This window comes from Photorhabdus sp. P32 (assembly GCF_038085095.1).
GTDB lineage: Bacteria > Pseudomonadota > Gammaproteobacteria > Enterobacterales > Enterobacteriaceae > Photorhabdus > Photorhabdus luminescens.
The window spans coordinates 1-342 of sequence record NZ_JAZGJN010000014.1; the positions used below are offsets into that span (position 1 = coordinate 1).

Genomic DNA, 342 nt, shown 5'->3' on the forward strand with positions numbered 1-342 from the left:
TTGAAATCCATTGGGTATAAATCATAAAAACAAATCGACTTAATAAATAATATTTAAGTTCTTTATCATGAAAACAAATAAAAATATTTTTTTATTGCATCTCGTATTGATTATATTATATTTTATTTATGAAAATAAAACTTATTGAAAATATGTAAAGAATATATTACTACATTTAAAAATATAGTTATATACCCGTCATCTTTCAAGCTGCCGCTTTGTTGGCTGCACTCTCTCACCCCGGTCACATAGTTATCTCTGCTCCCGGGGATTCGTTCCCTTGCCGCCGCGATGCATCTTGAAATCCATTGGGTATAGACAATAAACCTGTAATCAAAAAAT

At 30.1% G+C, this 342-nt stretch carries 1 protein-coding gene; it reads right to left on the bottom strand.

The features are described from left to right. Positions 1-122: 122 nt before the first annotated feature. Positions 123-342 (bottom strand): hypothetical protein (locus V2H77_RS00040; RefSeq protein WP_341497182.1); only part of this gene is annotated, 220 nt, incomplete at its 5' end.